This is a genomic window from Paenibacillus sp. NRS-1781, from assembly GCF_050467745.1.
Taxonomy (GTDB): Bacteria; Bacillota; Bacilli; order Paenibacillales; family Paenibacillaceae; genus Paenibacillus; species Paenibacillus terrae_A.
In genome coordinates, this window is record NZ_JBITPI010000005.1 from 24,042 (window position 1) to 44,270 (window position 20,229).

General features: G+C 47.9%; 22 protein-coding genes and 1 riboswitch. Of the genes, 8 read left to right on the forward strand and 14 right to left on the reverse strand.

Annotated elements, in window-relative coordinates; all coding sequences use genetic code 11:
* Positions 1-2: 2 nt before the first annotated feature.
* Positions 3-758: an MBL fold metallo-hydrolase gene (locus ACIFO6_RS01145; protein ID WP_430037147.1), complete on the reverse strand. Its 756-nt coding sequence runs from the start codon at positions 756-758 to the stop codon at positions 3-5.
* Between the two features lie 160 nt (positions 759-918).
* Here ACIFO6_RS01145 and ACIFO6_RS01150 point away from each other — a divergent pair, with 160 nt between their 5' ends.
* Positions 919-1,347, forward strand: coding sequence for an Lrp/AsnC family transcriptional regulator (locus ACIFO6_RS01150; RefSeq protein ID WP_430037149.1), 429 nt, complete (start codon positions 919-921; stop codon positions 1,345-1,347).
* A 53-nt stretch (positions 1,348-1,400) separates the two neighbouring features.
* On the opposite strand, the gene ACIFO6_RS01155 is transcribed toward ACIFO6_RS01150, so the two are convergent.
* From ACIFO6_RS01155 to ACIFO6_RS01165, 3 genes are all read right to left on the reverse strand, one after another.
* Entirely contained in the window at positions 1,401-1,784 is a 384-nt protein-coding gene (locus tag ACIFO6_RS01155) for a GNAT family N-acetyltransferase (RefSeq protein ID WP_430037395.1), read from the reverse strand.
* A gap of 134 nt (positions 1,785-1,918) precedes the next feature.
* Positions 1,919-3,187, reverse strand: a complete 1,269-nt coding sequence (locus ACIFO6_RS01160) for an MFS transporter (RefSeq protein WP_430037152.1) — start codon at positions 3,185-3,187, stop codon at positions 1,919-1,921.
* 243 nt (positions 3,188-3,430) lie between these two features.
* Positions 3,431-4,879, reverse strand: a complete 1,449-nt coding sequence (locus tag ACIFO6_RS01165) for an SEC-C metal-binding domain-containing protein (protein WP_430037154.1) — start codon at positions 4,877-4,879, stop codon at positions 3,431-3,433.
* 239 nt (positions 4,880-5,118) lie between these two features.
* Between ACIFO6_RS01165 and ACIFO6_RS01170 the strand changes: the two genes are divergently transcribed.
* The gene (locus tag ACIFO6_RS01170; protein WP_430037157.1) at positions 5,119-6,888 is read left to right on the forward strand and encodes a phosphatase PAP2 family protein; all 1,770 of its coding nucleotides are present in this window, start codon (positions 5,119-5,121) and stop codon (positions 6,886-6,888) included.
* Between the two features lie 175 nt (positions 6,889-7,063).
* Here ACIFO6_RS01170 and queF read toward each other — a convergent pair whose 3' ends face one another.
* From queF to ACIFO6_RS01200, 6 genes are all read right to left on the reverse strand, one after another.
* A complete protein-coding gene (queF, locus tag ACIFO6_RS01175; protein ID WP_430037159.1) occupies positions 7,064-7,561 on the reverse strand; it encodes a preQ(1) synthase in 498 nt (165 codons plus the stop codon).
* 433 nt (positions 7,562-7,994) lie between these two features.
* Positions 7,995-8,873: a 7-carboxy-7-deazaguanine synthase QueE gene (gene queE / locus ACIFO6_RS01180; RefSeq protein ID WP_430037161.1), complete on the reverse strand. Its 879-nt coding sequence runs from the start codon at positions 8,871-8,873 to the stop codon at positions 7,995-7,997.
* Positions 8,866-9,357 (reverse strand): 6-carboxytetrahydropterin synthase QueD, encoded by a 492-nt coding sequence (queD, locus tag ACIFO6_RS01185; RefSeq protein WP_430037163.1) that lies wholly within the window; start codon positions 9,355-9,357, stop codon positions 8,866-8,868. Before queD ends, queE begins: the two co-directional genes overlap by 8 nt.
* A complete protein-coding gene (queC, locus tag ACIFO6_RS01190) occupies positions 9,350-10,033 on the reverse strand; it encodes a 7-cyano-7-deazaguanine synthase QueC (protein ID WP_430037398.1) in 684 nt (227 codons plus the stop codon). Before queC ends, queD begins: the two co-directional genes overlap by 8 nt.
* A gap of 133 nt (positions 10,034-10,166) precedes the next feature.
* Positions 10,167-10,210: riboswitch (PreQ1 riboswitch) on the reverse strand.
* 70 nt (positions 10,211-10,280) lie between these two features.
* Positions 10,281-10,985: an AIM24 family protein gene (locus ACIFO6_RS01195; RefSeq protein WP_430037164.1), complete on the reverse strand. Its 705-nt coding sequence runs from the start codon at positions 10,983-10,985 to the stop codon at positions 10,281-10,283.
* 25 nt (positions 10,986-11,010) lie between these two features.
* Positions 11,011-11,451 (reverse strand): hypothetical protein, encoded by a 441-nt coding sequence (locus tag ACIFO6_RS01200; protein ID WP_430037166.1) that lies wholly within the window; start codon positions 11,449-11,451, stop codon positions 11,011-11,013.
* A 303-nt stretch (positions 11,452-11,754) separates the two neighbouring features.
* Between ACIFO6_RS01200 and ACIFO6_RS01205 the strand changes: the two genes are divergently transcribed.
* From ACIFO6_RS01205 to ACIFO6_RS01215, 3 genes are all read left to right on the forward strand, one after another.
* The gene (locus tag ACIFO6_RS01205; RefSeq protein WP_430037169.1) at positions 11,755-11,910 is read left to right on the forward strand and encodes a hypothetical protein; all 156 of its coding nucleotides are present in this window, start codon (positions 11,755-11,757) and stop codon (positions 11,908-11,910) included.
* 225 nt (positions 11,911-12,135) lie between these two features.
* A complete protein-coding gene (locus tag ACIFO6_RS01210; RefSeq protein ID WP_430037171.1) occupies positions 12,136-12,903 on the forward strand; it encodes a hypothetical protein in 768 nt (255 codons plus the stop codon).
* Between the two features lie 71 nt (positions 12,904-12,974).
* Positions 12,975-13,958, forward strand: coding sequence for a helix-turn-helix transcriptional regulator (locus ACIFO6_RS01215; RefSeq protein ID WP_430037173.1), 984 nt, complete (start codon positions 12,975-12,977; stop codon positions 13,956-13,958).
* A gap of 44 nt (positions 13,959-14,002) precedes the next feature.
* On the opposite strand, the gene ACIFO6_RS01220 is transcribed toward ACIFO6_RS01215, so the two are convergent.
* The 4 genes from ACIFO6_RS01220 to ACIFO6_RS01235 all read right to left on the reverse strand — a co-directional run bounded on the left by ACIFO6_RS01220 (position 14,003) and on the right by ACIFO6_RS01235 (position 17,910).
* Positions 14,003-14,677, reverse strand: coding sequence for an exonuclease domain-containing protein (locus ACIFO6_RS01220; RefSeq protein ID WP_430037175.1), 675 nt, complete (start codon positions 14,675-14,677; stop codon positions 14,003-14,005).
* A gap of 245 nt (positions 14,678-14,922) precedes the next feature.
* The gene (locus ACIFO6_RS01225; RefSeq protein ID WP_430037178.1) at positions 14,923-16,809 is read right to left on the reverse strand and encodes a 5'-nucleotidase C-terminal domain-containing protein; all 1,887 of its coding nucleotides are present in this window, start codon (positions 16,807-16,809) and stop codon (positions 14,923-14,925) included.
* A gap of 193 nt (positions 16,810-17,002) precedes the next feature.
* Entirely contained in the window at positions 17,003-17,428 is a 426-nt protein-coding gene (locus ACIFO6_RS01230) for an ImmA/IrrE family metallo-endopeptidase (protein ID WP_430037181.1), read from the reverse strand.
* A gap of 11 nt (positions 17,429-17,439) precedes the next feature.
* Positions 17,440-17,910 (reverse strand): helix-turn-helix domain-containing protein, encoded by a 471-nt coding sequence (locus ACIFO6_RS01235; RefSeq protein WP_430037400.1) that lies wholly within the window; start codon positions 17,908-17,910, stop codon positions 17,440-17,442.
* Between the two features lie 278 nt (positions 17,911-18,188).
* On the opposite strand from ACIFO6_RS01235, the gene ACIFO6_RS01240 reads away from it, so the two are divergent.
* The 3 genes from ACIFO6_RS01240 to ACIFO6_RS01250 all read left to right on the forward strand — a co-directional run bounded on the left by ACIFO6_RS01240 (position 18,189) and on the right by ACIFO6_RS01250 (position 20,227).
* A complete protein-coding gene (locus ACIFO6_RS01240; protein ID WP_430037183.1) occupies positions 18,189-18,665 on the forward strand; it encodes an ArpU family phage packaging/lysis transcriptional regulator in 477 nt (158 codons plus the stop codon).
* Between the two features lie 361 nt (positions 18,666-19,026).
* Complete coding sequence (locus ACIFO6_RS01245) at positions 19,027-19,998, forward strand: hypothetical protein (RefSeq protein ID WP_430037402.1); 972 nt, start codon at positions 19,027-19,029, stop codon at positions 19,996-19,998.
* Positions 19,999-20,014: 16 nt separating this feature from the next.
* Entirely contained in the window at positions 20,015-20,227 is a 213-nt protein-coding gene (locus ACIFO6_RS01250; protein ID WP_430037184.1) for a hypothetical protein, read from the forward strand.
* Positions 20,228-20,229 lie beyond the last annotated feature (2 nt).

Below are 20,229 nucleotides of genomic sequence, written 5' to 3' on the forward strand. Positions count from 1 at the left end.
TCTTATTTATCAGACAAGCTTTCTCCATCTACCGGAATATGCACACGCTCACTCAGTCCTTCGTTGCGTATATGTTCGGATAGCTCTGTTCGGGTGAGCAGACAATGATTGATCGCCTCCATGTGGACAGCCACTACTTGTGTATATGGGGCGTATTGCGCAACCGTCGTCACATCCTGCGCAGTCATCGTAATTGGATCACCCACTGTGAACCGCGCTCCTCCGGCATTCACAATCGTCCACTCCGGATGGTACTTGTCGAGAGCTTCTGCCACTTCACTGCACCAGATTGTGTCCCCTGCCAAATAGACAACAGGCTCGCCCGGAGCCTGGAATACAAAGCCCGATACGGGGCCCATCTGTTCGCCGATTTCACCAGTACCATGATGCCCGGTTGTGCGGATGATCTCAATTTCTCCCACAGAACCAACCACCCAAATCGGAGTCACCTGCGTAAAACCGTCAGCGGCGATCTGATCTTCATTTCCGGGCTGGCAGAGGACAGGGAGCTGTTTGTCCAGCCATTGCGCTGCTGCCGGGTCCCAGTGATCCGGGTGCAAATGCGTAACGATAACAACGTCAGGCTGTCCGAGCGTTTCCCATTGTGGCGGCAAGGGAACCAACGGATTGCGACGGTCGTTCTCCGTATTCGGGATAGGCGGATTTACGCCAGGCTCGCTCAGCATCGGGTCGATCAGGAATTTTACTCCACCATATTCTAACCATAGGGTTGCATTGCGGATCAGTGTGATTTTCATATTTGGAATCTCCTTTTAGTTGGACAGATTAATTTGTAGCCGAATATGTTCGGCAGTTGTTTGTTTCTGTTACAATCATATCTGATGCAAGAAGCTACAGGCTACGGCCTGCTGAAAGGAAAACAAGAATTCTCGTTTCATCATGAAAGGAAATATGGCTATGGAACTATTCGTACCCGATGACACTGATCTGCGCATTCTTCATCATCTGGTTGAGGACAGCTCTTTATCACACAAGGAAATCGGTCTGCTTGTACATCTTACGGGCCAAGCGGTAGGAGCGCGTGTTCGAAAAATGCAGGATGCGGGCATCATCGAAGGCTATACTCTACGCTGGAATCCTGAAAAAATGGGGCAGACCATTCATGCCTTTATTACGGTGTTTTTGAATTCGGGAACCGTTCATAGTGCTTTTCAGGCATTCGCACGGAAGCATCCCTCTATTATTGAGATTCATCGGGTTAGTGGGGAGGGCTGTTACTGGATGCGCTTGCGCATGTCCTCACAGGAAGAGCTGAATACCATGCTTGATGAACTGACGCAGTACGGCAATTACAAGCTAAGCTTTTCATTAGGAGAACTAAAATGATTTAAGCTCCCGGTGCTGCTGGGAGCTTTTTTGTTAGAAAGGACGCAAGGGAGTTAGCTATGCAGGCTCATTTTTAAAATATGCTGCAAGCCGTGCGATCCCATCTTGGTGTCGCTCTCATCCTTAAAGCCGCATTGGAGATACAGACTTTGAGCAGGCAGATTACGGGCGTTGACACCCAGCACGACTTCACGAATATTCGGGAAATGCCTGGAGATAAAATGTGGCAGTAGAAGCAGCCCTTTTTTGGCGTACCCTTGTCCCTGATCTGTGTAATGGATAGAGAAGGCATGCAGCAGCAGAGCTTCGGTAGTATTCGTATAATCCGCTAACTCATCTCCATCGTACAAAATGAAAAATCCAACGGGTCTTCCGGCAGCCGTAATCACGATAGCTGAGGCGGGTAAAATACTATACAGAAAGCGCCGTATTTTGATGCGTTTGGTGGAAGAAGAGAGCTGACTGGATGATTCGGGATACAAGAGGGGATGTTTCTTGGCTTACTAGGGGAATCAGGTTAGGCAATTACAAAGGTGTGAAGCGGCCGGGATGGCCGCCACACGCTTGCCTGTTACACGTCGGCTCCGTTTTCTTCCGCCCAGCGGTTCAGGGTTTTATCTGTAGGAAGCAGGAACGTTAAAATGCCTAGCAACGGCAAAAAGCCACACAGGAACATGATGTTCGTGATGCCTACTTTGTCGATCCAGTTGCCGAGCACAAGCGCACCTACCCCACCAAGGCCAAAAGCGAGGCCCGTGATCAGACCGGAGACGGTTCCGATTTTGCCGGGTACGAGCATTTGAGCATATACGACCGTAATCGAAAAGCTCGACAGCATGATAAATCCGATAATCGGCAACAGGATAGCCGTCCAGAATTGGTTGGCGTAAGGCAACAATAGCGCGAGAGGCGCAGCCAATACCATGGACAGGAAAATCATATTGCGTTTACCAAAACGGTCCGCCAGTGGACCGCCAAAGAAGGTGCCAAGCGCTCCAGCTCCTAAAAACAGGAAAATGTACAATTGTGCATCAGCCAGTGGCATTTTAAACACTTCCATCAGGTAAAACGAATAGTAGCTTCCGACCGAGGTCGAATACCACGAACGGACAAATACCAGCAGAATGAGAACAACCATCGCAAACATAATACGGTTGCGTACTTCGGGCTTCATCTGGCGTGCCGCCGCTTTTTTACGTGCATAGCCTTCTGTACGCAGGACGTTACCATACCAGCGGGCGATGAACGACTGAACCACAATCCCGGCCGCAGCAATACCTGTGAACCAGATGGCGCCAAATTGCCCCAATGGGATAAAGATCCAGCTCGTAAGCATGGGTGCCAGCGATTGGCCCGCATTGCCGCCAACCTGGAAAATGGACTGAGCCAGCCCCCGACGTGGCCCGGCCGCCATATGGGATACACGCGAGCCTTCCGGGTGAAAGGCAGCCGAGCCCAGACCCACGAAGATGACCGCGATGAGCACTGCTTTATAATCGGCAGCATAGGCGAGCAGCAGCATGCCTGTCAGCGTAAAGCCCATGCCGATCGGAAGGATCGCGGGCGTAGGTCTCTTATCCGAAAACAAGCCAATGACTGGCTGCATGATCGAAGCTGTAAAATTGATGGTGAATGAAATCCAGCCGATCTGCGTGTAGCTCAGGCTCATGGATTCTTTTAAGATCGGAAAGATCGCAGGAATGACCGATTGAATCGAGTCATTGAACAGATGGACGAAGCTGATGGCAATCAGAATCGCAAAAACGGTGCCCTTCGCTTGAGGTCCCGGCAGGGGGAGCGATTGGCCCGCTTCTTTTTTTGTAGCAGATTTAGTAGTCATGGCAACCTCCGATTATGTATGTATATTTTAAGATATAGGAAGCGATCCGTTTGCAGCAAATGGCTGAAAGGGGCATAAAGGCCGCTTTTACTCGGTGGTTCTTTCCCATCCTGCTGCATACTCGCAATTGCATGATTTAGCTAAAGGTGGTCTGCATATAGGCAGATTGAAACCGATAGCTTCAAAATGGTAAAGAACCTACCCTCTATTTAGCCTAGAGAGCAGATCCTTTTCATATGTTGCCTAGGCTTGCTTTTTCATCCATTCGACCAATCCATATAATCGAGCCCAAAGATTTTCATGAGAATCCACATACTGAACGGCATCATTTATATCGCCGGGTGTCATGTACTGGGGTTGTGTTGAAGGCAAAGTTTTTTTCCCAAGCAGATAGGCCGGGACATGGCGATTTTGTTTACGAGCCAGCTTATACAAAAAAGTCAGATTCGCAGTTTCTCCATTTTGAAGGTACTCCAGAGCCAGTTTACCGTATTTAAATTCCGTTGACCCTTCATTTGCATAGGATTGCAGTAGCTGTTCTGCTTGATCGAAGCGTTCTAATTCCAAATAACAAAGAAGCAGGCTATACCGAATCCCCTGATTATCATTGGGATTTAATTCTAGTAATTGCTCATATTGTTCACACGCGGCACTAATTCTGCCTGATGTATACACCAGTTTGGCATACAACTCCTTCGAGCGCATGTAGGGGCGAGTCTCGACCATCCCCCAGAAATATTCTTTGTTTTGCACAAAAAAGTCCTCACCCAGTTCATCTCGGGCATATGTCATAGCAGAATTGGCCAGCTTAATGGCTTCTGAAATATCTGTTGCTAGTTTTGAAAGTATAAGCAAAGCATCTACATTGTTAGGATCAAGCTCTTGCGCTTGGCTGACGAGTTTCTTTTTCTTGGCAAGGGAAGTTTCTGATTCAGCCCTGATTATCAGTTCGTAGGCCTTTTCCTCCAAGCTTATTGGAGAATCGTTTCTCAATAATTCAGAGTTGTTTAATTGCAAAGCCAGAAAATTCTGAGCATCCTCAAGGCCTTCATGATCCTGGGATTCCATTAATTTCTGAATTTTTCTCAGCATTTTTTCATGTTCGAGTTCGGAATAAGTGGTCATCTCTTCAACTTTGTTAGACGAGGTCAGAGCTGCCAGATTATCATTTTCCGTCCCATATTCTTCAAAAAAATCCTCCAATTTTCGCAAATTATTAGACAGACTGGATACGGAGACTCCATGCTTGGTTGCGAGATCAGCTTGAGTAACCAGCATGCCAAATTCAGTTAGAAAAAAATACTCAAGAGCAGCTTTATAACCTCCAGGTTTACGGAAAGATGGGCTGTTTAAGTTACAGAAGTTATTCCAGAGCAGTAATGTCTCCATAAGGCATCCACGTACGATTTGGGATTTTAAGTTATTTTCCGCATAAAGGGCCATAAAAAGCTCGTCAGCCAGTTGATATTGTGCTTCTGTTGGCCAGTTCAGTTTGCCTATAAGCTTTCTGAATTTTTGTGGTGATTCTGTGTGTTCAATTCTTTCCTGCCACTGAGTGCTGTTTCCTGATTCCTGATTTGCAAAGGAGCTGTGCTGTTCCCGCTGCGCTTGTTGATCCTGGTCTAAACAGCATTTCTTATACTTTTTACCACTGCCGCAATGACAGAGATCATTCCTTCCTAATTGTGTCAATCCAAAACACCCCTCATAAAAGTTTCATACTGATAAAGATATCAGTATAGCCGCTTCTTTTCAAAGGGAGGAAGTTTTCTGGAGTGGATGATCATGTACATAAGCAAAAATAAATTAACAAAACCATGCTCCTCATTTAACAAACTAAAGATATGATTCTTTATATCATACAACTTGTTGTATAGGTGATAGCTTTGTAGAGAACGCATGAAGAGCACAAGAGAGGATATGATTTGAGAATGAAATTGTTAAGGAAACCATTATCAGTTGCTTTATTGTCTGTACCCTTACTTATAGGTTCCCTGGGTGGAAGTTATGCGAGTGCGGCAACCCTACCCACAACGGTAACTGCGCCAGAGCCGTCTTGGGGATATTTCGTAGATCATTACAAAAATAATAATTCTAGTAATAAGACGGAAAGTTCAAATCCGACACTCGGGTTGCTTTCCGGATTTAATAAGCTTTGGACTCCCGGCACCACCTGGGATACAGGTACCAAGCTGAACAGCAGCGTACTGGACGCCAATATTCAAAAAGTTATTGATATTGCTGCTCGCCGTACTTCCAGTGAGGCAGATGCGGCTTATTTGGATGATCGCAGAAATCAGAGCTACAGTGTGATCGACGGTCTGGGTTCGCTTACCGATATATATCGAAAGAATGCAGGGGCAACTACAACAATCAATGACATTCCGGCAGATGCCTTGACTAAAAAATATGAAGATGCTGGAACCAATGCAGGCAGTACGAGCTCCACTTTAGGTAATATCGTGAATTTAGTCAATACCTTGCGTGGTGATTACTCTTCGACAAGCTCGGCCAAGGCTTATTTTAGCTATCCTCGTCCATTTCGCTGGAGCGATAATTCAGTCGTGGTTCCAACCCTGCTGCCCGCGCAAAATTCTGATCCGAGCAAGGATGGCGGCTTTCCTAGCGGTCATACCAATGCCGCGTATCTTAGCGCTATTGCGATGGCCTATGCCGTACCAGAGCGTTACCAGGAGCTGCTGACACGAGCTTCGGAGCTGGGCAACAACCGTATTGTTGCCGGTATGCATTCGCCATTTGATGTTATGGGAGGGCGTGTCATGGCAACTGCGACGGCGGCTGCCATCCTGTCTGATCCGGCCAATAGCAGTTTAAAGAAAGCAGCTTATCAGGATGCTCACAGTACATTGTTAACGCAAACGGGTACAGCCTCGGATCGGTTTAGCAATTATTCTGCCAATAAAAAAAGCTATACTGAACGATTGACCTACGGATTTAGTCCAATGAATCCAACCACGACTGCAATGACGGTGCCTAAGGGAGCTGAGGTGCTGCTGGAAACACGTCTGCCTTACCTGGACAGCACACAACGCCGTTGGGTTTTGGCTACTACAGGTCTACCTTCCGGCTATCCTGTACTGGATGATGCTGAGGGATGGGGACGACTGGATCTCTTTTCCGCCGCAGATGGTTATGGGGCTTTTGCCAATAACGTTACCGTGACCATGGACGCTTCCAAAGGCGGTTTCAATGCTTTGGATCGCTGGCGCAACAATATCTCCGGCGTTGGAAAGCTGACCAAAAAGGGAACAGGTACATTGAAGCTGCTGGGCAACAATACGTATTCCGGCGGTACACAGCTCGACCAAGGCAGACTTGAGGGGAATTCGGAGACGGCATTCGGAAATGGGGATGTTACGAACAACGGGGGTACCCTCACTGAAAATGTTGCTGGCAAGCTGATCATCGGCGGCAATTACAAACAATCTGCCAAGGGCACGCTTGAGCTCAACCTTCAGAGTAAAAATGATTTGCTCAAAATTAAAGGCACTGCAATACCTAATGGGAAATTGCGTCTGAATTTTTCAAACAAATATGTACCAGCTAACGGTGCCACGATCATGACTTATGGTAAACGAAATGGAGCATTTACATCCATTGAAACCACAGGATTGCCAAGCAAGTACAAAGTGAAGGTTGTCTATAAAGCTGACAGTATTCAGTTAAAAGTTACAAAGTAACAAAGTAACAAACTCGGAATACAACAATTAAAGTGCACCTTTAGAATTCATCGGATAACGGAAGGGTTATTCCCATGTCAATTCTAAGGGTGCACTTTACTGTTTAATGATGTGGATATTAGGTTTTAAATATCTTTACAATAGCAAATCATTGGTAGTGAAATTTCGTAAAATGTTAACGGTTATCTACCGTCTCCGGGTACATATCATGGTTGAATAGGCGTTGTTGTGCCATTTCCTCATACTTCGTTCCTGGTTTGCCGTGGTTTGTATATGGATCAATGGAGATGCCACCGCGCGGCGTAAACTTGCCCCACACTTCGATATAACGCGGGTCCATCAGCTTGATTAAGTCGTTCATGATGATGTTGACGCAGTCCTCATGGAAATCGCCGTGGTTGCGGAAGCTGAAAAGGTACAGCTTGAGGGACTTACTTTCGACCATTTTGATATCGGGAATGTAGCTGATGTAGAGGGTGGCAAAATCCGGCTGTCCTGTAATTGGACACAGGCTGGTGAACTCCGGGCAATTAAACTTTACAAAATAGTCACGGTACGGATGCTTATTATCAAAGCTTTCCAGAATGGCGGGATCATAGGCAAAGGTGTATTGGGTGCCTTGATTGCCAAGCAGGGTAACGTCGGTCATTTCTTCGGGTGTTCTTCCGGTCATAGTGGTGAGGCTCCTTAAGTTTAGTTATTTTAGTGAAAAGGATAGGGAGTTATGGAGGTTCGGTTAGGTGACGCTCCGCGAAGGATTTGAGCTTCCGATCGCTGTTGAAATGGGATTCTTTCTGATCATGTGAAAGATATATAGGTTAGAATCCCATTTCAAAGGCGAACGCTAACGCTTCTCCAGCTTCAAATCCTCCGCTCCGCTGCCGACCACTGTCAACACCATAAAGTCCCTACTCGTTTACATGAGGTTGGGCAGAAGTGAATAAAGCTCGCTCCTTTATTAAAGGAGCGCCACTTTGAGAAAGCCCGCCTTTAGAGACGAGGCTTTCTCTTTTTTATAACTTTGGATGTCGAAGGTATAATCCAACGAATTGGGTGTAACTTTTGTATCACATACAGCTCATATGGAATATATTACTTATCAGTGCTTATACGCCGCGTTTGTTGCCCCATACGAGGGTGTGGAGCTGCGGGAGTACCCGTACGTCATTCAGACGTGAATCGTCCATGACACGGTCAATAAGCCATTCATAACGATGCAATAGGGATTCCGCAATCTGTCCGGTGTTCTCTGTGTTCACATCTGGGTTGCCAGTCTGGAGGAACAGCGGTATATGTGGATAGCGCTCGTGAACGGTGCGTGCATATGCGAGATCAATGTCATCGAATATGACGACCTTCAAGCTGCATGCTCCGTGGTAGCAGCTCACTGATTCATTAGCGGCTTCCTTCGTGCGCGTTGCGGTAGAGAAGCTGGACACTGACGAGGGCTCTCCAGCCGCCTTCCAATCAGTAATCTTCCGATTCGACAGGCGGGCTACGATGTCATCCAGCACGTCCCAGTTGGTCGTCATACCAGAGCTGGGCGGCTTGGGCGACAGGGTTACCTCGTCGATATCATACAGCCATTCCTGCCAGCGGGAGCCTTGTGTTTCGACAGCGGTGGCAATGCCTTGGCTGCGCAGCAGCGTGATTAGCTCTCCAAGCTGCGGCAACAGGGCCGGGTTGCCCCCGGATAGGGTCACATGTGAAAACCGTGTGCCACCGATGGCCTGAAGCTCCTGCCAAATGTCTGTGGCGCTGAGACGACGGATCTGATCCTTGGCGCTGCCGTCCCAGGTAAAGGCGGAATCGCACCATGAGCAGTGGTAATCGCAGCCTGCGGTACGAACAAACATCGTTTTGCGCCCAATGACCATGCCTTCGCCCTGAACGGTAGGACCAAACACCTCCAATACAGGGATCGGGGCTGTTTTTGGGCCCCGGGAAGGTGCGGCTGTTTGGTGAGTCGCCGTAGTATTACTCATCCAGCATCCACTCCCGTCGGAATTCGGCATAGCTGGTAGGTGTCTCGAACAGCCGTACAAATTCAGTGCGCCCGCCTTCCACACGATGGTGGTATGCTTCCGAGGTTAGGGCAGACTCCATTTGTTCGAAGATCCAGACGACCATATTTTCCGCCGTTGTATTCATCGGGGGCAGCGTCTCATTCAGATAGCGGTGATCCAGATAAGGCTCAATCTGCTCCTTCCAGATCGTTTTGATATCACCAAAATCAAGGGTCAGACCGGTTTCGTCCGGTATGCCGCTAATGCCGAAAACGACGATATAAGTATGTCCGTGCAGATTTTTGCATTTGCCTTCGTAGCAGTGCAAATGGTGTGCTGCATCGAACGTAAATTGCTTGCTGACCAGTACACGTTTGCGATGATAACGCAGCTGGGAGCGTTCAATGTCCGTCCCAAACTGCTGGAGCTTGTCGACGATACGAAAGGGGCCCGGCTCACGCATGGCCTTCAACTCCTAGCGACGAAGCTCCGCGTATAGCCAGATACTGTTCCAGCCCGGCGCGGCGCAGTTTACAGGCAGGGCATTCGCCACAGCCATCGCCAATAACGCCGTTATAGCATGTTAGTGTACGGGTTCTCACAAATTCAAAGGCTTCCAGCTCATCGGCCATTTGCCAGGTTTCGGCCTTATTCAACCACATGAGCGGGGTATGAATGACAAAGGGATAGTCCATGGAAAGATGTAAAGTAACGTTCAGCGATTTGATAAAAGAATCCCGGCAATCGGGGTAGCCGCTAAAATCCGTCTCGCAGACGCCTGTGATCATGTGACGGGCTCCTTTTTGTTTGGCGAGCACGGCTGCGAAGCTGAGGAATAGCAGGTTGCGACCGTCTACAAAGGTGCTGGGCAGCTCGCCTTCCTGCTGAGTAATGTCAATGTCGGTGCGTGTGAGGGCATTGGGGGCTAATTGATTGAGCAGGCTCATATCCAGTACCGATTGCGGAACACCCAGCTCGTGGGCAATCCCGGCCGCTACTTCGATTTCCTGCTTGTGGCGTTGACCGTAATCGAACGTCACCGTTTCTACTTCGGCAAAATGTTTTTTCGCCCAGAATAAACAGGTGGTGCTGTCTTGGCCGCCGCTAAATACGACGACCGCTTTTTCGTTGGCAAACATAAAAAAACCTCTCGATCTTCTTGGAATGGTGTAAGACACAGCGTCTTGTCACTTGGAAGAAGGAGAGTTCTTGAACCAGCTTCAACAAAAAACAGGCCTGACCCCGCGATTATTTTTTCATGCGGAGGACAAAGCATCGTTAGTTTTTTATAGAGGGAGTTCGCGAACCTCTCCCATGCATGGAGCATGGACTTTCTTCATTAGGTGTCTGACAGAGGACAGACGCCTTCATTATAGCATGGCAGAGCTATTTGATAAACACTCCGCCAAATGGAATGACTTCCCTTAAAAAGCGTTTGATCACGCCATCGTCGTTCATATCCTGCTGGAGCCGTCGATGATGCTCACCCGCATGAAAAAGCACAGTACCGTGTCCGGTCATTTTAAAATGATAATTCATATGCTGGCTGGCCAAATGGTTGCCATACACTGTCAGCTCCAGCTGGGCGTTCTCGGGATAGGCAATGACGCTGCTTGCATCGACATACATCGGCTCTGTTGGATGAAGCTGTTCCTGGCATACCCGTCCCTGAGTCAATAGACCGATCTGGCCGATGCCATCGAATTTCATTTTAATAACATCCCGACTGAACAACATGTTTTTCATGCTCAGCAGCTTGGTGCGCATCTGGATACCGGAGCTGTACCAGAACAGGTTGCGAAAATCGTATAGCAGATCGTCGCCCCCATCCAGCTCAATCATTTTCAGACTGAAGCCGGGAGGAAGTGCGGCAATGAGGCGGCAAGCTCCTGTAAAATCGGCCTGAATCAGCTTGTGCTTGCGGTACATGCCTTTAATATTCATCAGTTTGTCACTACGGCCTGAGCTGGGTCCGCGGTACGCGATGATCTGCTGCGGGTGAAGAACATGCAGCTTTTCGCCCTCCGCCAGATCAAGTGTTACGACAGAACCGACGCTTTCATCATGGTGTTGTCCTGCTTGTATGTCCATTCTGGCCTTTCATCCTTTCAGGGGGCTAGTATCTTCCCGAACGTCGACGCATCCCGTAACGCAACAGGCGAATACCGATAAAATAACCAGCCAGCAAAATGACAGCTGTGAGGATCAGCATCTTGTTACGGTGTGAAGCCTGATCGCGCTGAACCTGAAGATTTTTCAGTTCGGTGACGGTGTCGGTTAGCTTGGCGTTTTGCTGTAATAGTTGAGCGTTTTGCTCCTGATAAGCCTCAACGCTGCTACGGGCCTTTTGCAGCTCTTCCTGCGTTTGCTTATAGCTTTCCTTGAGCTGATATACATCGCCAGGCAGTCGGGAAAATTGCTCAAAGCCCTGGTATACATCATCCCAGTAGGCGGCATGTGCTCCCGGAACTCCGGTTCCGCCAAAAATAAACAGAAGCGCTACAGCAGCGCAGACGACACGGCGGCAGAAAGCAAAGCGAGAAATTTGTCGTACCAAGAGATCTTCCTCCTTCTGTTGCACCAAGATGTTAAATGATAAGCATAATTACCCATATCTTATGGTTACGCATAGTGTAATGATTAGGGTTCAAAGTTTAGAATAACAGGATGACAAATCCGGGAGAAATATTTACAAAAAAGTCGATATTTTAGTTTAAGTGTACCTCAAAACGGGTATATCAAGGAAGCAGCTACATTCCGGTAATTTTCTCGCAAGCATGTACAAGAGCCAACCCTATTTGATGAGGAACAGAAATGAGTATAAATATATTAAGCAAGAATGTAGAAGGAGAAATGAACGATGAACGAAAAAGAACAGACCTATAGAACGTTAAAAATAACGGTAAACGGAAAGCCTTTGTCGAAGGAACTGGTGGTGGACAGTATAACTTTTGCGCCTGTTTCCGATATCTGCACAAAAGCGAATGTTTCTTTGACAGAAACTATGATTTCTTAACTTTATACTATGAAACGAGACTATAATGCAGCCCGGCTTACGCCGGGCTTTTTTTTACGTAATCATGCAATTTCAATGGGTTAAAATGTTATTTGTTGATGTACTTCCCCTTTCCTATAGATTACCATGTATAATTTTCGCTAACGAACATACGTTCCCTGACAATATAGTGTCAGATAACACTGTTAATTTAGAGTTACATGTTCTTTTAGGGGGAATTTACCAGTGGTGAAGCCAATGATTAACGTAACGTACACATGGGACAAAGAGTCTATATCTGCGAATAGGTCCGAGCAAGTAAATCTGCTGATAGAATGGGGCTATGGGGCTATACGTAAAAGAAAAGGTACTTTAATGCCGAAAACAGTTGGATGTGACCTGCAACTCCGGTTCATCCCAGAGAGTGGGGTAAATCTATTAAAAGTGGATGGGGCCAGGCTCAGCTTCAATCGCTTGGAAGACGGAGAGTGTATGCTTGTTCACTGTGGTGATATGCGGAGGGGGAAGTATAAGCAGGCAATTTTGTCCTTTTCTATACCAGTTCACTCTTCCGGAAGGCATATCATTGGATTGATGGAGTGGAGCTGGTGTAAGCCCACTCAGGAAAAAAGGACACTGATTCGAACGGATCAGCTCTATATCCATTACACGCATCATCTTGGTCTGCTGAGCATTCCAATCAACCCGAAGGTGGAAAAATACATAAAGCTGAATGAGACGGCTCCAATTGTGAAGAAAGCATTGCGTATATACGAGAAGGGGGAACAGGAGCGAGGGGCGTTTGCGCTTACCAGACAAGCAGATGAACTGCTTATACGGGCGGCGAGAACAGGAGACATGGAGTATCTGGAGGAAGCTGAATTACTCTTTGCCGTACGCAATAAATGGAATGGGACTTTTGGATTATTCGAATCGTATAGTTCTAAAGTCCATGTTAATAATGAAATATCTGTAGAGGATGTTCGCTTTACCGAAATTAATATTTTAAAGTAGGCAATTATGCTAGTTTATTTATGTATTATAGTGAGTCTAATTTACTATCTTTTTGTAAAGGAGAGACTTCCTTGACTGATCGGTTGATACGGTTAATGCGGATTATTACTATTGTTCAGGCAAATCCGGGGATATTGGCAAGAGAGCTTGCCGAACGTTGTGAAACATCAGAACGCACCATTTACCGAGATATGGAGGCTCTGAGCGCTATGCATATTCCGATAGCCAATATGGGACATGGCAAAGGATACATATTTATTAGTAACTTCGCCTTGTATCCGCTCAATTGGACGGAAGAAGAGGCACAAGCTTTTGCCAGGCTGGGGGATGTCATGGAAACTATAAAGCCTCTTTTACCACCAGCTTTTGAAAGTGCTTATGAGAAAGTGATGGCCTCTAGTCAGAAAAAAAAGATGGACCAGACAAGCTTCGCGCAGGAAATGAAAAATATCGTCCGGCTCGGCTCGACACTTGAGCGGGAAAACCAGCCTTATCTGCTCAGGCTGATTGTTTTGGCAAGTCTTACGCAGCAGACAATTGAAGCGGAATACAGTTCGCCTCAAAATGAAGATGTATCATTAGTTCAGATTGATCCTTACTGTCTGGTTCCACAGGATCGGCGTTTTTATATGCTTGGTTTTTGTCACAAGCAAGCCGCCATGAGAACCTTTCGGATCAGTCGCTTTCGAAATATGAGGATTTTGCCGTATACGTTTCAGAAGAATACTTATGAAATGGAAATGTTTTTTAAGGGAACCTGGTCAGTTACCAAAGGAAACCAGAATATCCGTTTTGTGGTAAAATTTTCTGCTGGATCTGTATATCGGGTCAAAGAAGAGGAGCTGTTCATCAAGCCTTTTCTCAAGGATTTGCCGGATGGAAGTCTATTGTTTGAGGTAACGGTGAATCATGATGGTGAATTTCTGGACTGGCTCACTCAATATGGAGCGGAGGCAGAAATTTTGGAGCCTTTGCGATACCGCAAGCGAATGCAGGAAATGCTGCGAACCTGGGGGGCATTTTATTCCGATAAAAAGGCAGGGAACCAAGAATGACAAGGGGTGATAGATCCCCCGGAACGGGCCGGGGTGCTATCCTCCTAACGGTCCTTAAACAGGTTGGCGAGATTGCCAAATGGACTGTACTGCTCCTGTTCTTCTTCCGGTGTGGAGTATACAAGCTTCGAACCCCGGCTTTCCTCATCGTCAGAAGCGTTATTGGATAATGTGATACGATCAAAATGATGCATGAAAACCTGAGCGGTATTCAGTGCATCGTCCAGCGCACGGTGCTGTTGACCATCAAAGTCAATGTTGCACAGCTCCAACGCCTGAGACAGGCTTAGTTGACGGTATTTGCCATTGGAGCCGGACAGACGGGAGATTTGTTTTTGTATATCGTTCGTATTATGAATCCAATGGAGGTCCACATGATGGGTGCGGCAATGAGATACCAGCTTCTGACGGTCATCTGGCCCCCAAGCACATAAGTAATAAGGGGAGTCCTCCGTTCCAAGCCATGCGATAAATGGCTTCACAGCTTCAGGGAAAAGCGGGGCCGCATCAATGTCTCGTTGAGTAATACCGGTGAACTGCACGGTATCTGTAGACAGCACAGGCCGATTTGAGGGTCTGACAAAGCTGTGAAACGTGTCCGCAACGTACAAGCCATCGTCTCCCTTCATGACTTTGACGGCACCGATATCAATGATCTCGGAGGAATATCTGGCGTTACGGCTAACGGTAAACTCAAGATCATAAATAATATATTGCATTTTTGTGCTCCTTCCACACATATAACTGATCCCGTTAGAGAACGGAATGGATGTTTTCTGCCCGAATGGCTCTTCTCCATCATACCTCTCGGTTCACAACTTGTCAGCGTCTAAAAGGCTGGCTTTTGAAAAAAAATATGCGATGTCCAAATGAGTTTGGACTATCGCATAAAAATAACCTCCTGACATACAGCAGCGTCCGAAACCACTGGGATTCTGGACGCTGCCTTTGCAAGCTTATTGAATTAGGCCGGGAGGTCAAGCTTTTGTCCCGGATAAATGCGGTGAGGATTTTTCAGCTTGTTCAGCTTTTGAAGCTGTTGCCAGGTGAACCCATATTGGCGGGAAATGTCATACAGTGTATCCCCGGACTTTACAATATACACATGGCTTTTTGTAGCTTGTGCAGAAGCCGGTGTCTGCTGTGGCTTCGCTGTTTGAGCTTTGGCTGGTGCAGGTTTCGCAGACGGGGTAGAGACCACTTGCGGTTCTTCCTGCACGGGTGCCGGTGTTGCGGTTGAGGCAGCTGGTACAGGCTGCGCGGCAGGAACGGAAGTCTTGCCGTCTGCTTTGGCTTCTTGAATGCGGCCGTCTGCTTGTACTTGCAGGCTGGCGGAGCCAACCTTTTGCATGTAGCGAATCAGCGCCTCATCAAGCGATCCGAACATACCTGCCTGCGGATATTTGGCGAACATTGTATACTGATCTCCGCCTACAGCCGTAAAGTCATTCGTTGCCAGTGTATACGTGGCATCAGGATCAAGCGTTTTTCCGCCAATCAGGATGGAGTGGACACGACTTCCTTTGACTGCCGATGTATCTATTTTAAATGAGATACCCGATACTTGTGGAAACCCGCCGCTTGGCTCTGGATAGGCGGCTGTACCATTTTCAAGTGCTGCCTGAATGTCGGAGCCTTTCACTTTCAAGGTAACAATTTGGTTGCCGAAGGGCAGCACAGTGATGATGTCTCCCTTGGTTACCGTTCCCGTCTTGATGGACGCCCGAATGCCGCCGCCGTTGGTCAGGGCCACATCTGCCCCCGAAATGTCACGCATGGCATCGGTGAGCAGGTCGCCGAGATTGGTTTCACCTGCACGTACCTTTTCACGCGCTCCTTCCAGGTTCACACTTGTTTGCACTACAACCTCTTTGAGGATCGGTTCCTGTTCCTTCTGAATAGAGGCGATCAATGTAGCGATTTCAGCATTGGGCTGAACATCGACTGCTTGCGTCGAATCAATCAGCTTGGCTTGTTTTTGCGTAACCTTACCGCCGTCGACCCATAAATCTACAACGCCCAGATACTTCGTATATTCGCCCGCGCTTGCGATCAGTGTACCATTGTCACCAACCAAGCCTTTTTCCAGTACGGTATGGCTGTGTCCATCAATGAAAATATCAATGCCGGGCACTTCCTTGACAACCTTAAGGCTGGTGTCTTTGCTGGATGCATCTTGTCCCAGATGACCGAGGACCACAACAACGTCCACTTTACTGCGGATTTCATCTACAGCCGCTTTGGCTTCAGCCGCGGGATCAGTGAATTGAATACCCTCGACATTTTTAGGATTGGTTTTGTATGCCGTTTCGGGTGTGGTCAGGCCGATAATGCCGATTTTAACGCCATTGACTTCTTTAATCACATAAGGATGGAACAAACGTGTTCCATCCGTTTGCTTAATATTGGCGCTGAGTACCGGGAATTGAATTTCCTTACTCAGCTCGACAAGATGCTTCCAGCCGTAATTAAACTCATGGTTGCCTGGTACCATCGCATCATAGCCCAGCTTGTTAACCACTTTTACAATGCTCTCGCCGTTGACCAAAGTAGCGAAGGTCGTTCCATGAACCGTATCTCCGTCATCCAGCAGCAGCGTATTGGGATTGGAAGCCCGGTACTGGTCAATGATGCCTGCCAGCTTGGCGAAGCCCATTTCCTTGTCGTTAGACACCACGTGGGAATGAGTATCGTTCGTATGTAGGATGGTGATGTGTTTCCCGTTGCCGGGAGGAGTTGCAGCTCCCGCTGTTCCCGTACTAGCTGCCGGGTCCGCTGCTGCTGTACCGAGACATCCGAGCAGAAGCGCGGCGGTCGTCAAGATGGACGAGATTTTTTTCCATGAGTTCATGTTGTTCTTTCAACCTCCTGTAAAATGAATGAATTAGAGAAACCGCTTACGTCCACATTTTATCAGAAGATTGTAAAAATAACTTCTATTTTATATAAGAGCACTGAAAATTTTTTGTATATCGGTTGTTAAAGCCATCATGAAATTACCTATATTGAAGAGGAAGTAATAAACAAGCAATTATATGTGAGAACTAATGTTCCGTTGTAGGATTAAAAAAAAGGGCAGTCTCCTTGGGCAGACCAATCCGGGATAAATAGTGCTCCTGCGTTTCGTCAGTAAGTGGTGGTTGTCCTACACTGAGCAATAGCACAGCGAACCGATTGGCTTGCATCTCAAATTTGCCGGGAAAAAAGTAGGAATGCTCCTCCATAAAAAAGCGGCTGACGCCTTTATGAAGTCGGTCATGCCCCAATTCATGCGCACAGATGAATCGTTTCCATTCCGGTGTAAGCCCGTTGTGGATGACGATGAATCTTCTGCGCAGCTTGCGGTAATACAGTCCTTTGGTTGTGGGGCCCAGATCACAGTAACGGATATGGATACCCAGAGCTTCCGCAATATCGAAGGGGGAGTTCGTGCGGTATTTTCGGACGAGTTTGTGAATGAGTTGGTTCATGCGCTCACCTGCTATTCCTGATCACTGCCCGCTGGGGGCGATTTGGGTTTATGCTTGTTCATCTGTTTGGCTTCCCAGAACAGGCCTGTCAGCACATCCTTGATCCGTTGACGATCTTCTTTATCCAGTGGAATGCCGTCGAACATCAATTCGCCGTCTTCCTCCAGCATTTTTTTAAAATCCCGGCGGTCCTGGGAAGTAGCCCATTCCGGTACGCTGGAACGATAGGAGTCGTGTGAATGCTGCTCTGCTGAATCATCGTCTCCCCAATATCCGGCGTTCTTCATCATCTCGGTATACGATACGCCGAGCGCGTCCGCTATTTTGCGTAGAGTAGAGGGCTTGGGTACTCCCCTCAGCCCGTTTTCAATGCGGGAAATTTGTGAATTACTGATGCCAGCCGCTTCTGCCAATTGGTTAATGCTCCATTGCTTGTGCTCACGCTGGTGCTTTAAGTATGTTCCAAATGCTGGTTGTTCCACCATGACGGCTCCCTTCTGCAACAGAATAAAAGATTAGTTCCATTATACCATTAGGTAAATAGTAAAGGCACGTAATATGCCAAAAGGTATAGGAAAATAAAGCGAATATGCAGTTTTTGAAGCTATACCGCTTTTTTTGCCGATGGATAGCTATCCTAAATAATGCTATGTTATACTCATAATGCGAACAAAAGGGGAACAAATTGTAAATGTAAGAGTTGTACGATTTAAAAAATACATCATTGTCAAAAGGCATAAGATAAGGAGTGTTGCTTTACATGAAAAATAACCTACCCGAATTGGACAGACGCAAAACGCAGAACGCACTGGAGGGGGTATTTGAAAAATATCGGATTTATAAAACCATTACCTTTATGGACCGGGAAAGTTTTATCACTGCCGGATATACGGATCGCCCGAACGGACCGACGAATGTGACCAGCGATCCAACGGCACGGACAGCTGTATATAATGTAGATGCTCCTGCGGCTCGTTTGGCTTATTGCGAAATGGTGGATGCCGTAGTCGGCCGCTTGAATGTACGCGAACAGCTGCTCATCCGTGAGCGCTATTTAAAGGATGACGATGTGTTCGACTACAAGGTTTACAATTATGTGCTTGACCCGCCGGTAAGTAAAGATACGTACACGAAGCTACGCACGCGTGCTTTTTACAAAATGGCGCTTGCACTGGCGGATCAAGGTGTTTTGAATCTGGCGGGTTTACAGAAGGGAGCGGAACGGAAACTGGGATAGTGTAATAATTATCCATTCGTTCGCATTTATATTTTAAAATCGCTTCTTAAAAGGCTTTGATTTCCTGCAATGGCGGGGGTCAAGGTCTTTTTTAGATATAGGAACACTTGTTCTCAAATATCCGCCCAACTTCATCCCTAGTCTCGCCTTTTATCGTCCATTTCCCCGGCAACGCATTCGTTATAAGGGTGTAAGATTATATCATCGGGAATCAAGACAAGAGGACATACCGAAGACACACACAGTCAAACGTTAGCCGGCCATCAGGGCCGGTTTTTTCATGCGGTTGTCGTCCCTGTCGATTCCCGGGAATTGTTTTACAGAAAGGAGGAGTCGTGTTGCCTAAGCAATGGATGCTGCAATGCATGAGGTTGAGGCTACGCCGGATGAGAACACGGAAGTGGAAAAAAGCCTGGCTAAGCAGCCACAACATGCGAGTGCAGGATGCGCAAAGGTGGCATGCCGCAGGATGAGACAAGCCTTTAAACAAAAGCTCATTGACATTGTTCCAGCACTTCAAGGGCGCGTATACGATGTTCAGCCACCGTCGCAGACGGCAGAGGAGCCGTACGCCGTTATGGCGCTGGGCGAGGAAATCTGGAAGTCGTCCTGGGCCGGATATCGGCAGGTTGTCCGCATCAAGCTGTACGCAGGACAAGCCGGGCTGGCACAGGCTGATGTATGGGCGAACGCCCTGATTGCCGGTCTGCACCGGGAGCCGGTGACAGGCCAAGGCGGGGACACGTCGGCTTTTACCGCGCACTATTTGGGCGTGCGGGATGCGGAAAAGCTGGACACCGTCACGGGCAAGGCCTACAGAACGCTACGTTTTGGCGTATACGTGCCTGAAACGGAAGGGAGTCCGGCGGCCGCTCCGGCAAACGGTATTGCACAGCCGGATGAATGGCTGGCGGCGCTGACCCGCTGGACGCAGAAGCAACTGGGCGCAGCGTGGTCAGTGTACGCCGATGCATGGCCCGCACAGCCGGGACGGCACGCGGTGCTATGGCGGCTTAGCGGCTGCGAGACCAGGATGGCGGGAGCCTCCATGTATGAACTTCGCAAACGGTTCATTGGGCACGTTATTGCCCCGGACACTGCTGAAGAGAATCGCGCGGCTTCCGCGCTGGTCGAGGGCTTTGGCGCTCAAATTCAGCTTCCTCTGGATCAGGAGAAGGCCCGTTATATGTCCATGGCTGAGGCTTCCGCAGATTTGCAGGCGGATGCGATTTTGGACGGTCAGCTCCGGCTGACGCTGGTACAGCGGCGTATGCGTCCGGCTGAGGAAGCGGCGTTAATCCGCAGAGTGGAAATTCATCCTATTTTGAAATGAGGTGGTCCGAGTGACCTTGGACAACAACAAGAAGGCCCCGGTCATTGCCGGGCAGGAAGCAAGCGGCCCCCGCTATACGCTGGAGGAGCTTAAGGAGCACGCGGAGCAATTGTTTTCCGTGAAGGAAGAAGTGCTGGCAGGCGCCTTTTTTGGCACACAGGACAAGCTGTTCACGGTAGCAGAAGCACACACTAAAATCGAACAATTTATGAAAGCGAAGGTGGACTAATT

Excerpts from the sequence above, each read along its gene's own strand:
- ACIFO6_RS01170 (WP_430037157.1), top strand. The coding sequence starts at position 5,119 with ATGAAATTGTTAAGGAAACCATTATCAGTTGCTTTATTGTCTGTACCC.
- ACIFO6_RS01205 (WP_430037169.1), top strand. The coding sequence starts at position 11,755 with ATGAACGAAAAAGAACAGACCTATAGAACGTTAAAAATAACGGTAAAC.
- ACIFO6_RS01230 (WP_430037181.1), bottom strand. The coding sequence starts at position 17,428 with ATGAACCAACTCATTCACAAACTCGTCCGAAAATACCGCACGAACTCC.
- ACIFO6_RS01145 (WP_430037147.1), bottom strand. The coding sequence starts at position 758 with ATGAAAATCACACTGATCCGCAATGCAACCCTATGGTTAGAATATGGT.
- ACIFO6_RS01195 (WP_430037164.1), bottom strand. The coding sequence starts at position 10,985 with ATGGACATACAAGCAGGACAACACCATGATGAAAGCGTCGGTTCTGTC.
- ACIFO6_RS01160 (WP_430037152.1), bottom strand. The coding sequence starts at position 3,187 with ATGACTACTAAATCTGCTACAAAAAAAGAAGCGGGCCAATCGCTCCCC.
- queC (WP_430037398.1), bottom strand. The coding sequence starts at position 10,033 with ATGTTTGCCAACGAAAAAGCGGTCGTCGTATTTAGCGGCGGCCAAGAC.
- ACIFO6_RS01220 (WP_430037175.1), bottom strand. The coding sequence starts at position 14,677 with ATGCAATATATTATTTATGATCTTGAGTTTACCGTTAGCCGTAACGCC.
- queF (WP_430037159.1), bottom strand. The coding sequence starts at position 7,561 with ATGACCGGAAGAACACCCGAAGAAATGACCGACGTTACCCTGCTTGGC.
- ACIFO6_RS01225 (WP_430037178.1), bottom strand. The coding sequence starts at position 16,809 with ATGAACTCATGGAAAAAAATCTCGTCCATCTTGACGACCGCCGCGCTT.
- queE (WP_430037161.1), bottom strand. The coding sequence starts at position 8,873 with ATGAGTAATACTACGGCGACTCACCAAACAGCCGCACCTTCCCGGGGC.
- queD (WP_430037163.1), bottom strand. The coding sequence starts at position 9,357 with ATGCGTGAGCCGGGCCCCTTTCGTATCGTCGACAAGCTCCAGCAGTTT.
- ACIFO6_RS01245 (WP_430037402.1), top strand. The coding sequence starts at position 19,027 with ATGCATGAGGTTGAGGCTACGCCGGATGAGAACACGGAAGTGGAAAAA.
- ACIFO6_RS01150 (WP_430037149.1), top strand. The coding sequence starts at position 919 with ATGGAACTATTCGTACCCGATGACACTGATCTGCGCATTCTTCATCAT.
- ACIFO6_RS01240 (WP_430037183.1), top strand. The coding sequence starts at position 18,189 with ATGAAAAATAACCTACCCGAATTGGACAGACGCAAAACGCAGAACGCA.